General features: G+C 67.8%; 9 protein-coding genes and 2 pseudogenes. 8 read left to right on the top strand and 3 right to left on the bottom strand.

Features of this window, described 5'->3' with window-relative positions; genetic code table 11:
* Positions 1 to 3105, bottom strand: a pseudogene (locus AAG801_RS35565) (hypothetical protein); the annotation flags it as partial.
* A gap of 300 nt (positions 3106 to 3405) precedes the next feature.
* On the opposite strand from AAG801_RS35565, the gene AAG801_RS35570 reads away from it, so the two are divergent.
* A complete protein-coding gene (locus tag AAG801_RS35570) occupies positions 3406 to 3840 on the top strand; it encodes a DUF1841 family protein (RefSeq protein WP_062482964.1) in 435 nt (144 codons plus the stop codon).
* A 7-nt stretch (positions 3841 to 3847) separates the two neighbouring features.
* Here the strand turns inward: AAG801_RS35570 and AAG801_RS35575 are convergent, their stop codons facing one another.
* Complete coding sequence (locus AAG801_RS35575) at positions 3848 to 4846, bottom strand: LysR substrate-binding domain-containing protein (protein ID WP_341892655.1); 999 nt, start codon at positions 4844 to 4846, stop codon at positions 3848 to 3850.
* A gap of 103 nt (positions 4847 to 4949) precedes the next feature.
* On the opposite strand from AAG801_RS35575, the gene pcaH reads away from it, so the two are divergent.
* Together pcaH and pcaG are read left to right on the top strand one after the other, a co-directional pair.
* Complete coding sequence (gene pcaH / locus AAG801_RS35580) at positions 4950 to 5672, top strand: protocatechuate 3,4-dioxygenase subunit beta (protein ID WP_341892656.1); 723 nt, start codon at positions 4950 to 4952, stop codon at positions 5670 to 5672.
* A gap of 11 nt (positions 5673 to 5683) precedes the next feature.
* Positions 5684 to 6295 carry a protocatechuate 3,4-dioxygenase subunit alpha gene (gene pcaG / locus AAG801_RS35585; protein ID WP_341892657.1) on the top strand — a complete coding sequence of 204 codons (612 nt, stop codon included), beginning with the start codon at positions 5684 to 5686 and terminating at the stop codon, positions 6293 to 6295.
* A gap of 79 nt (positions 6296 to 6374) precedes the next feature.
* Here pcaG and AAG801_RS35590 read toward each other — a convergent pair whose 3' ends face one another.
* Positions 6375 to 7067 (bottom strand): c-type cytochrome, encoded by a 693-nt coding sequence (locus tag AAG801_RS35590; protein ID WP_153282090.1) that lies wholly within the window; start codon positions 7065 to 7067, stop codon positions 6375 to 6377.
* A gap of 150 nt (positions 7068 to 7217) precedes the next feature.
* Between AAG801_RS35590 and AAG801_RS35595 the strand changes: the two genes are divergently transcribed.
* From AAG801_RS35595 to AAG801_RS35615, 5 genes and pseudogenes are all read left to right on the top strand, one after another.
* The gene (locus tag AAG801_RS35595) at positions 7218 to 8072 is read left to right on the top strand and encodes a MoxR family ATPase (RefSeq protein WP_341892658.1); all 855 of its coding nucleotides are present in this window, start codon (positions 7218 to 7220) and stop codon (positions 8070 to 8072) included.
* A gap of 4 nt (positions 8073 to 8076) precedes the next feature.
* Positions 8077 to 8331 (top strand): hypothetical protein, encoded by a 255-nt coding sequence (locus AAG801_RS35600; RefSeq protein WP_341892659.1) that lies wholly within the window; start codon positions 8077 to 8079, stop codon positions 8329 to 8331.
* Between the two features lie 54 nt (positions 8332 to 8385).
* On the top strand, positions 8386 to 8973 hold the full coding sequence (locus AAG801_RS35605) for a GNAT family protein (protein ID WP_101490331.1): 588 nt from the start codon (positions 8386 to 8388) through the stop codon (positions 8971 to 8973).
* Positions 8974 to 9004: 31 nt separating this feature from the next.
* Complete coding sequence (locus AAG801_RS35610) at positions 9005 to 10192, top strand: VWA domain-containing protein (protein ID WP_099792873.1); 1188 nt, start codon at positions 9005 to 9007, stop codon at positions 10190 to 10192.
* Positions 10193 to 10320: 128 nt separating this feature from the next.
* Positions 10321 to 11431 (top strand): annotated as a pseudogene (locus tag AAG801_RS35615) (outer membrane protein assembly factor); the annotation flags it as partial.

Raw genomic sequence — 11431 nt, forward strand, 5'->3', positions numbered from 1 at the left:
CAGGCCGCCAGCGTCGACGCCGGTCACGCCGCCGAGGACGCCGCCCAGGAGGCCGTCGTCACCCAGCACCCCGCCGAGCAGACCGCCGTCGCCGCCGAGGACGCCACCCAGGAGGCCGTCGTCACCCAACACGCCGCCGAGCAGACCGCCGTCGCCGCCGAGGACACCGCCCAGAAGGCCGTCGTCACCCAGCACGCCGCCGAGCAGACCGCCGTCGCCACCGAGGACGCCGCCCAACAGGCCGCCGTCACCGCCGAGGACACCACCCAGCAAGCCATCGCCACCGATCAGGTTGGCCACGCCGTCGGTCACGAAGTCGACTTGCGTGTCCACCCCATTCAGCAGGCCACTCGTCGCGCCAGCGCCGAGCAGCTGGTCGACCACCGGGCTGGCCAGGTCGGCCACGCCGTCCGTGACGTCATCGACGAGGCTGTCGGCCGGGTCGAGCACGTTCGGGTTGTTCGGCGTGAAGCTCTCGCCGAGCACCGGGGCCAGCAGGCCGTCGACGGTGTCGGTCACGCTGTCGGTCAGCGGCGAGACCGGGGCCAGCAGGTCGCCCAGACCGAGGTCGCCGAGCACGCCGGTGTTCAGGCCAGCCGCCAGGCCGGCGACCACGCCGTCGGCCGGGTCGAGCAGTGCCGCGCCGGTGCCGGGGGTGCCGCCACCGCCGATGCCGCCGACCACACCACCCAGCAGACCGCCGAGGAGGCCTTCGTTGCCGAGCAGGCCGCCCACGGGGCCGTCTTCGCCGAGCAGGCCACCGACCACGCCGTCCGGCCCGAGCAGGCCGCCGGCGCCGTCGCCGCCGAGCAGGCCACCCAGCGGGCCGTTGTCGCCCCGCAGGCCGCCAAGCAGGCCGTCGTCACCGAGCAGGCCGCCGATGGGGCCGGTGCCGCCGAGCAGACCGCCGACCAGGCCGTTGTCGCCGAGCACGCCGCCCAGCACGCCGTCGCCGCCGAGCAGGCCGCCGATGGGGCCGGCATCGCCGAGCAGGCCACCGACCAGGCCGTCGTCACCCAGCAGGCCGCCCAGCGGGCCGTCGCTGCCGAGCACACCGCCCAGCAGGCCGTCGTCGCTCAGGAGGCCGCCGACCAGACCGTCGTTGCCGAGCAGGCCGCCGATGGGGCCGCCTTCGCCGATGACACCGCCGAGCACGCCGCCCAGCAGACCGTCGTCGCCGCCGAGCAGGCCGCCCAGCGGGCTGTCTGCGAGCAGGCCGGAGATCGCGCCGTCCTGGCCGAGCAGGTTGTCGACAAGGCCGCCCTGGCCGAGCAGTTCGCCGGTGAGGCCTTCCGAACCGGCGAGGCCGGCCAGTGCGCCGTCGCCGCCGAGCAGGCCGCCCACGAGGCCGTCGTCACCCAGCAGGCCGCCGACCGCGCCCTCGTCGCCGAGCAAGCCGCCCAGCAGGCCTTCCGCGCCGAGCAGGCCGCCGGTCAGGTTGCCGACGGCGCCGTCGCCGAGCAGACCACCGACCAGGCCGTCGTCGCCGAGCACGGTGTCGAGCAGGCCGCCGACGGCGGTGTCTTCACCCAGCAGGCCGCCGACCAGGCCGTCCGGTGCCAGCAGGCCACCGACCAGACCGTCTTCGGCCAGCACGCCTTCCACGAGGCTGCCTTCGCCGAGCACGTTCTCGAGCAGGCCGCCGAGCGCGCCGTCGTCGCCCAGCAGTTCGTCGGTGACGCCGCCGAGGCCAAGGGCGTCGGTGAGGCCGCTGACGATGCCGTTGTCGCCGACGAGGTTCTCGAGCCCGTTGTTGAGCGCGTCGGTCACGTAGTCGACCTGGTTGAGCAGGCCGTCCGTGATGGCACCGGCGGCGCCGGCGCCGAGCAGCGGATCGAGCACCGGGCTCAGCACGCCGCCGAGCGGGTCGGTGATGCTGCCGACGGTGTCGTCGATCGGATCGAACTGGTTCGGGTCGTTGGCCTGGAACTCTTCGCCGAGCAGCGGAGCCAGCACGTCGTCGACGACGTCGGTCAGGTTGTCGACCGTCTCCGACACCGGGGTGAGCGAGCCGCCGAGGCCGAGCGCGTCATCCAGGCCACCGACAGCGCCGCCCAGGATGCCGTCAGCGGGGTTGAGCAGGCTGTCACCGTCTGCGTCGGCATCACTGTCCGCGTCTGCGTCGCTATCCGAGTCGGAGTCCGAATCAGAGTCGCTGTCAGAGTCACTGTCGCTGTCGGAGTCGCTGTCCGAGTCGGAATCGCTGTCCGAGTCCGAGTCCGAGTCAGAGTCAGAGTCGCTGTCCGAGTCGCTGTCGGAATCGGAGTCTGAATCCGAGTCGCTGTCCGAGTCGGAATCAGAGTCGCTGTCGCTGTCAGAGTCAGAGTCGCTATCCGAATCGGAATCCGAATCGGAATCCGAGTCGCTGTCCGAATCCGAATCCGAATCCGAATCCGAATCCGAATCCGAGTCAGAGTCCGAGTCCGAGTCGCTGTCCGAGTCAGAGTCCGAGTCAGAATCCGAATCAGCGTCCGCATCGGACTCACCGCCCGGGCCGCCCACGAACAGCGGGAAGCCGGAGGTGCCACCGTCGCTGCCACCGCCGCTGAGCGCAGCACCCAGCGCCGCGGCGCCCAGGGCGCCCAGCGCGAATTCACCGAGGCCGATGCCGCTGCCGGCTGCGGTCTTCTTGGTCACTGCCAGAGCGGCCGCGTCGGCGTCGCTGTCCGGCGGGGTCACTTGCAGGTCGCCCGAGGCGACGTCCACATTCACTTGTTCGAGGCCACCGGGCAGCTTGGTCGAGCCGATGGTTGCATCGGTGCCGCTGGTGAAGACGCCGGCCAGCGGCGCCTTGTTGGAGGCCGATCCGGGGAACAGCACGTTGGCCTGGCCGCCGTCCGGCACGATCACGCGGTCGCCGGCCATCAGGGTCTGATTGCCGTCCACCGGAATGCGGACACCCTCGCGCATCACTGCAACGCCGGGCGTAGCATTGGACAATGTGCCCACGCTGGAAGACGCCACGGCCGCAGGCGCGGCGGAGGCGCCGGCGCTGATGCCCGGCGCGCCCAACGGCGTGACGGTGGCTTGGGCGAGAAGCACGGGCGCAGCGCCAGCGGCGGAGAGCCCTTCGGTCGAAACGGTCGATGCTTGTGGAGCGGTCATGGCAGCCTCTGTGACAAAAGATGCATCTACAGGGGCAACTTGCGTGCCGCTTTTTTTCCGCCGTGCCAACGACGCGCCAACGGCGCTTCAAGTGCTTGATTTGTATGAGAATTTTTCTGAAAACCGCGTCGCATGCCGAACGCCGAAACAGCCCACAAAGACCTCATTTCGCGATTCGTTACGTAACGATGTAACGCCACGTACCCGGAACGCCGGACACGTCTCTCGCACTTTCCACAGGCCCGCCGCGCAGACCGCGCCGCCCGTTTTTTCTCCCTTTCTTCTCTCCTCTATCTAGATATGTTCAATCCCTCCCAGGAAGACGTGCGTCGCTTCTTCTGCGACGTGTACGCCAAGCACCGGCAGGGCCTGCCGATGGAGCCGCTGGAGACCATCGCGGCCGGCTGGATCGACGAGCACCCCGAGTACCACGAGGACCTGATCGACGCCGACGCGGCGGTGGCGCGGGTCTATGACGGCTCGAACGGCCGCGAGAACCCGTTCCTGCATCTGTCGATGCACCTGTCGATCAGCGAGCAGTGCTCGATCGACCAGCCGCGCGGCATCCGCCAGGCCGTCGAGCTGCTGGCCGCGCGCCGCGGCTCGCTGCTGCATGCGCACCATGAGGCGATGGATTGCCTCGGTCAGATGATGTGGGAGAGCCAACGCGCGGGGCGTCCGCCGGACGGCGATGGCTACGTGGCGTGCGTGCAGCGCAGGGCCACTAAGGACTGACGAACCCTCAGCCGGTCGCGCGCGGGGTTGTTCCTTTTCGCGACGGCAAGGCCCCCTGCGCCTTCGCCGCCTCGCGCAGCAGCCCCGCCATCGCGGCGCGCAACGGCGACGGCTCGGCCTCGCTGCGCTGCAGCAGGCCGACCGGCTCTTCGGTGCCGGTGGTGTCGATCGGCAGGCGCACCAGGCGGCCGTCGGCCAGCTCGCTGCGCGCGGCGCCCAGCGGCGTGATCCACACCGCGTCCGACACCGCCACCAGCGCGCGCGCCACCGCCACGTCGAGCGTCTGCAGGGCATTGGGCGGCAGCGCCAGGCCACGCGCCGACAAAAAGCTCTCGGTGTTGTGGCGCGGGGCCGTGCCCTCGCCGTACACAACCAACGGATAGTCGAGCACTGCCTGCACCGGCGCCGGCTTGAGCGCAAGCGGATGGCCGGCGCGCACGGCGAACACGAGCGGCTCGGTGTGCAGCAGCTCGAAGCTCAGGCCGCCCATGAGGCGCGGATCGCTCATGCGGCCGACCACGAGGTCGAGCTCGCCGGCGCGCAGCTCGTCGAGCAGCACGGCGTTGGCCGCGCTCTTCACCAATATCTGCACCGCCGGCCAGCCCTCGCGCAGCCGCGCCAGCGCCACCGGCAGCAGCGCGGGCGCCACGCTCGGCAAAGCGCCGATGCGCAGGCGCTCGATGCGCCCGCCCGCGGCCGGCGCCACGGCCTGCGCGCTGGCGTCCATCGCCTCGAGCACGCGCAGGGCATGGGCCAGCAGCTGTTCGCCGGCCGGCGTGAGGCCCTGCACGCCGCGGCGACCGGCCTGGCTGCGCTCCACCAGCCGGGTGCCGACCACGGCCTCGAGCTCCGACAACGTCTTCGACACCGCCGGCTGGCTCAGCGCCAGCCGCTCGGCCGCGCGCGCCAGGTGGCGCTCCTGCGCGACCGCGACAAAGGCGCGCAGGTGCCGCAGCTGCACGTTGCGAACGAAATCCTGGCGAAGCTCGGCGGGAGACTTTTTCAATGCCTTCTGGTTATTGAAACTGGAACAATCTTCAATTTACATCATTGATTGCGACTTCTACAGTGCGGGCTTCGGATTCGTCCCACGACAGGAGACAACGTACATGACCAAGACCAGCGGCGCCCAGCCCGTCCTCACCCCGCGCGACTGGGACGCCCACCCCAGCTACATCTACCCCGGCTACAAGTCGACCGGCAAGCGCGGTCCGCAAAAGCCGCTGATTCCGCTGAAGGCCTCGCTCGGCGAGCTGCAGCAGCCGGTGTACGGCCACGACAGCATCGGCGAGTTCGACCACGACCTCACGCGCAACGCGCGCGTCAACGGCGAGCCGCTGGGCGAACGCATGATCCTCACGGGCCAGGTGCTCGACGAGCGCCGCCGCCCGGTCGCCAACACGCTGGTCGAGCTCTGGCAGGCGAATGCCTCGGGCCGCTACGTGCACAAGGTCGACCAGCACGACGCCCCGCTCGACCCCAACTTCCTGGGCGCGGGCCGCTGCCTGACCGACAGCGAAGGCCGCTACCGCTTCCTCACCATCAAGCCCGGCGCCTATCCCTGGGGCAACCACCCCAACGCCTGGCGCCCGCAGCACATCCACCTGTCGCTGTTCGGCCAGAGCTTCGCCAGCCGCCTCGTGACGCAGATGTATTTCCCCGGCGACCCGCTGCTGCAGTACGACCCGATGGTCACCGGCACGCCCGAGCGCTACCGCAACCGCCTCATTGCCGACTTCAGCCTCGACATCACCGAGGAAGGCTATGCCCTGGGCTACCAGTTCGACATGGTGCTGCGCGGCGCCGACGAAACGCCGTTCGAGAACCGCTGAAAGGATTCCCCATGCCATTGATGACCGCCCAGGCAGCCGACTTCGGCCAGACCCCGTCCCAGACCGTCGGCCCCTACTTTGCGTACGGCCTCACCGCCACGCAGTACGGCTACAACTTCAACCAGCCCTTCGACGCCGTGCTGGCGCTGGACACCGCCAGCGGCCAGCGCATCCGCCTCGAAGGCCGCGTGATCGACGGTGACGGCAACCCGATCAACGACGCGCTGATCGAGATCAGCCAGCCCGACGGCGAAGGCCGCTACCCGCAGACGCCCGACGAGGCGCGTGCCCTGGGCTTTCGCGCCTTCGGCCGCGTCGGCACGGGCACCGACGCGCAGCACCGCTTCGTGTTCCACACCGTCAAGCCCGGCGCCGAAACGCCCGGCGAAGCACCGCACATCAACGTGATCGTGCTGATGCGCGGCCTGCTGCTGCATGCCTTCACGCGCGTGTACTTCAGCGACGAAGCCGAAGCCAACGCGAAGGACGCGGTGCTGCAGAGCGTGCCGGCCGAGCGCCGCCACACGCTGATCGCCGAGCGCATCGAACAAGGCGGCGCGGTGACGTACCGCTTCGACATCCGCATGCAGGGCGCCGACGAGACGGCCTTCTTCGACGTCTGACCCCCGGGAAAATCCGGACGAAAAAAAGCCCGCTGATGCGGGCTTTCTCTTTGGGGCAGCGGGTCGGTGCCCGTCTTGCTTACTGAGGCGCGTGATGCAGGCGCGACTCCGGCACGATCTTCAGTTCGCCAGGCAGCGAGCTGATGTAGGTGGCCAGGGTCTTCAGTTCGGCGTTGGTGAACTTCTTGGGTTCGACCTGCGCGGCCATCACGGCGTTCGAACGGCCGAGGTGGGGGTTGTTCTTCACGCGGTACGACTTCAGCGCCACGAACAGGTAGTCGGCGTGCTGGCCGGCCAGCTTGGGCACGGTGCCGTCGTTCGGCGTGTTGAAGTTGGCGCCGTGGCACTTGGTGCAGCTGTTGTCCTTGTCGCGCGCGATGAGCGCCTGGACGTTCTCGGACGCGGCCTTGGCCGGTGCGGCCGGGGGCGCATCGCCTTCCTTCACACCGAGCTGGCTGTAGTAGGCCGAGAGGTCGGCGATGTCTTGCTCGGTGAGGCTGTCGGCGATGGCGCGCATCGTCGGGTGCTTGCGGTCACCGCCCTTGTACGCGGTGAGCGCGGCCGAGATGTACGTGGCGCTCTGGCCCGCGATCATCGGGACCTTGTGGATCTCGGGGAAGCTCGCCTGGTAGCCGATGATGCCGTGGCAGCCCACACACATCTGGACCTTCTTGGCGCCGTCCTGGGGCTTGCCAGTGACTTGCTGGGCTTGTGCCGAGAGCGTCACGCAAGCGACAGCAAGGGCAAACATCGTGGTCAACAACTTGTTCATTTTGCGCGCACAATCTCGTGGAGATACAGTTTTTCGAATCAACATTCGATTATATGCAAGGGTCCCACGGGAACCTCGCGCGAGCTGCACAAGAGGCTGCGCAATGCAGTTCGAGTGTGTTCTTTTCTCCACCCTGCCTCCGCTCCACTCATGAAATTCAAGGGCTCAGACAACTACGTCGCCACTCAGGACCTGATGCTGGCGGTCAACGCGGCCATCACACTCCAGCGCCCTCTGCTCGTCAAGGGCGAGCCCGGCACCGGCAAGACCATGCTGGCCGAGGAAGTGGCGCAAGCGCTCGACATGCCGCTGCTGCAGTGGCACATCAAGTCGACCACCAAGGCGCAACAGGGCCTGTATGAATACGACGCCGTGAGCCGCCTGCGCGACTCGCAACTGGCAGACGTGGACGGTGGCCAGCGCGTGAAGGACATCCAGAACTACATCATCAAGGGCGTGCTCTGGCAGGCCTTCACGGCCGAGCAGCCGGTCGCGCTGCTGATCGACGAGATCGACAAGGCCGACATCGAATTCCCGAACGACCTGCTGCGCGAAATCGACCGCATGGAGTTCTACTGCTACGAGACGCGCGAACTCATTCGTGCCAAGCACCGTCCGCTGGTGTTCATCACCTCGAACAACGAGAAGGAACTGCCCGACGCGTTCCTGCGCCGCTGCTTCTTCCACTACATCAAGTTCCCCGATGCCGAGACGATGAAGCGCATCATCGCCGTGCACTTCCCGAACCTGAAGCAGGAGCTGCTCACGTCGGCAATGAAGACCTTCTACGACGTGCGCAACCTGCCCGGCCTGAAGAAGAAGCCCTCGACCTCCGAGCTGCTCGACTGGCTCAAGCTGCTGGTGGCCGAAGACATTCCGCTCGAAGCCCTGCAAAGCAAGGACGACAAGGTCGCCGTGCCGCCGCTGGTGGGCGCGCTGCTCAAGAACGAGCAGGACGTGACGCTGTTCGAGAAGCTCGTCTTCATGCAACGCAACAACCGCTGAGCCCATGAGCCAGCAACAGCCACCGCCGCATTCCACCGGCCAGTTGATGAAGCTGGGCATTGCCCAGGCGGTGCTGTTCGTGGCGGGCGCCCTGCTCGGCCGCGGCATCGGCCTGCTGCTGGGCCTCGACGCCTTCGGCGCCGGCGGCTACGGCAACAAGGAAATCTTCGGCATCCTGCTGATCGGCCTGGGCGGCGGCGCCGGCGTGCAACTGGCGCGTGCCTGGTACACGCGCAAGTACGGCAACCCGGGCGGCTGAGAAGCCGCCACAAGCCGAGCCCCTGCCCCACTGCTCACGAGAGAGTCTCTTGATATGGCGTTCGTCGAACCTGTCACCCTGAAGGCCCGCGGCATCGCGCTGGTGCCGCTCGCACTCCCCCACGAAGACGGCCTGCGCGCCGCAGCCGCCGACGGCGAGCTGTGGAAGCTGCGCGTCACCTCCGTGCCCGAGCCGCAGGACACGCGCGCCTACATCGAGACCGCCCTGAAAACCGCTGACCGCTTCGCCTTCGCCGTGACCGACGAAGCCACCGGCACGGTGCTGGGCAGCACGAGCTTTCACGACATCCTGCCGGGCGTGAAGCGCGTCGAAATTGGCTACACCTGGTACGCCGCGCGCTGCCACCGCACCCACGTCAACACCACCTGCAAGCTCTTGATGCTCACGCACGCGTTCGACACGCTCGGCTGCAACGTGGTGGGCTGGCGCACCGACAACTTCAACTTCGCCTCGCAGCGCGCCATCGAGCGCCTGGGCGCGAAGAAAGACGGCGTGATCCGCGGCCACGTGATGCGCCGCGACGGCACCATCCGCGACACCGTCATGTACAGCCTGCGCGCGGGCGAGTGGCCCGAGGTGAAGGCACAGCTGCAGTACCTGCTCGACCGGCCACGCGACTGACGCCGGCGACGACACACAAGGAGCGCACTCCATGCTCATCGACTTCTTCTACACGCTGCGTTCGGCCAAGCTGCCGGTGTCGGTCAAGGAATACCTCACGCTGCTCGAGGCGCTCAAGGCCGACGTGGTGGGCCCGAACTCCGACGGCGCCTACGGCATCGACGACTTCTACTACCTCTCGCGCACCGCGCTCGTGAAGGACGAGAAGCACTACGACAAGTTCGACCGCGCCTTCGCTGCCTACTTCAAGGGCGTCGAAATGCTCACCGACTTCACCAAGGAAGTGCCGCTCGACTGGCTCAAGAAGACGCTGGAGCGCGAGTTCACCGCCGAAGAAAAAGCCAAGATCGAGAAGATGGGCTGGGACGAGCTCATGGAAACGCTCAAGAAGCGCTTCGAAGAGCAGAAAGAGCGCCACGAAGGCGGCAGCAAGTGGATCGGCACCGGCGGCACCTCGCCCTTCGGCAACGGCGGCTACAACCCGCAGGGCATCCGCATCGGCGGCGCCGGCAAGAACAAGAGCGCCGTGAAGGTGTGGGACCAGCGCGCCTACAAGGACTACGACGACACGCAGGAACTGGGCACGCGCAACATCAAGGTCGCGCTGCGCCGGCTGCGCAAGTTCGCGCGCGAAGGCAACGTGGAAGAGCTGGACCTGGACAACACCATCCACTCGACCGCGGCCAACGCGGGCTACCTCGACATCAAGATGCGGCCCGAGCGCCACAACAACGTCAAGGTGCTGCTGCTGATGGACGTGGGCGGCACGATGGACGAGCACATCCAGCGCGTCGAAGAGCTGTTCTCGGCCGTGAAGACCGAGTTCAAGCACCTGGAGTTCTACTACTTCCACAACTGCGTCTACGACTTCATGTGGAAGAACAACAAGCGCCGCTTCTCCGAGAAGTTCGCGACCTGGGACATCCTGCGCAAGTACAACAAAGACTACAAGTTGATCTTCGTGGGCGACGCCACGATGAGTCCTTACGAAATTTTGCAACCTGGCGGCAGCGTCGAATACAACAACGAAGAGGCCGGCGCCGAGTGGATCCAGCGCCTCACGCACACCTTCCCCAAATTCGCCTGGATCAACCCCGAGCCCCAGGGCGTGTGGCAGTACCGCCAGAGCATCGCGGTGATGCAGCAGCTCATGTCCAACCGCATGTACCCGCTCACCTTGCGCGGCCTCGAAGAGGCGATGCGCATGCTGTCCAAGTAACCCGCGGCCCCGCACGAGTGGGGGGGTACCCGTCACACGTGTGCTGTCAGAATGCCCCCATGGTCAGGGTGGCATCCGTTCTTTCGCCGGCGTTGTGGCCGGCTTTGCTTTTTTCCGGCGTCCTGCTTTTGCAAGGCTGCAGCCTGCTGCCTAAAAAAGAGGCGGCAGAGCCGGGCGCGTCCACCGCCGGCGTGGTGCGCAGCGCCGATGCCGACAGCAACAAGGACAAGGACGACGACAAAGCCAAGGCCGAAGGCCGGCGCCGCGCCTTCACCGTCGACGTGCGCGGTCCCGAGACCGAGCGCGACTACCTGACGCGCCACCTCGAAATCCAGCGCTACCGCGAGCTCGACGACCTGGGCGTGACCGAGGTCTCGCGCCTCATGGTCGCGGCCGAGGCCAACGCGCGCGAACTGCTGGGCACGCTCGGCTACTTCACGCCCACGCTCACGCTCGAACTCAAGGAAACGCCCGACAGCACCGAGGCCCCGCGCGAGGTCGTCATCACCGTCGCGCCCGGCGAGCAGACCAAGGTGTCGACCGTGCAGATCCGCTATGCCGGCCAGATCGCCGACGACCCCACCGCCGAAGCGCAGCGCGACGCCATCCGCACCGGCTGGGCGCTGCGCGCCGGCGAGCCTTTCACCCAAGGCGCCTGGGACGACGCCAAGACCACCGCGCTGCGCAGCCTCACGGCCAAGCGCTTTCCCACCGGCAGCGTGGAAGTCAGCCGCGCCGAGATCGATGCCGACCGCCACGAAGCCCGCCTCGGCGTGACCTACCAATCGGGCCCGGCCTACAAGTTCGGCCCGCTCGTGCTGCGCGGCGTGGAGCGCTACGACGCCGACGCCGCACGCCGCATCGCGCGCCTGCCCACCGGCACCGACTACGACCAGCAGAAGCTGCTCGACGCGCAACAGCGCCTGGCCAGCAGCGGCTATTACGACTCGGTGTTCCTCACGCTCGACACCGACAACCACACGCCGCTGGCCGCGCCCGTGATCGCCCAGTTGCGCGAGGCGCCGCTGCAGAAAGTCGTGATGGGCGTCGGCTTCACCACCGACAACGGCCCGCGCCTGTCGATCGATCACACCCACAACCGGATGCCGCTGCTCGGCTGGCGCGCGGTGTCGCGGCTCTCGCTCGACAACGACATCCAGTCGCTCGGCCCCGAGTGGAACGCCGTGCCGAACGACCGCGGCTGGCGCTGGTTTGCCGGCGGCGAACTCAAGAGCGAGC

It is taken from the genome of Variovorax sp. YR752, from assembly GCF_943372545.1.

Excerpts from the sequence above, each read along its gene's own strand:
- AAG801_RS35570 (WP_062482964.1), top strand. The coding sequence starts at position 3,406 with ATGTTCAATCCCTCCCAGGAAGACGTGCGTCGCTTCTTCTGCGACGTG.
- AAG801_RS35605 (WP_101490331.1), top strand. The coding sequence starts at position 8,386 with ATGGCGTTCGTCGAACCTGTCACCCTGAAGGCCCGCGGCATCGCGCTG.
- AAG801_RS35590 (WP_153282090.1), bottom strand. The coding sequence starts at position 7,067 with ATGAACAAGTTGTTGACCACGATGTTTGCCCTTGCTGTCGCTTGCGTG.
- AAG801_RS35595 (WP_341892658.1), top strand. The coding sequence starts at position 7,218 with ATGAAATTCAAGGGCTCAGACAACTACGTCGCCACTCAGGACCTGATG.
- pcaG (WP_341892657.1), top strand. The coding sequence starts at position 5,684 with ATGCCATTGATGACCGCCCAGGCAGCCGACTTCGGCCAGACCCCGTCC.
- pcaH (WP_341892656.1), top strand. The coding sequence starts at position 4,950 with ATGACCAAGACCAGCGGCGCCCAGCCCGTCCTCACCCCGCGCGACTGG.
- AAG801_RS35610 (WP_099792873.1), top strand. The coding sequence starts at position 9,005 with ATGCTCATCGACTTCTTCTACACGCTGCGTTCGGCCAAGCTGCCGGTG.
- AAG801_RS35600 (WP_341892659.1), top strand. The coding sequence starts at position 8,077 with ATGAGCCAGCAACAGCCACCGCCGCATTCCACCGGCCAGTTGATGAAG.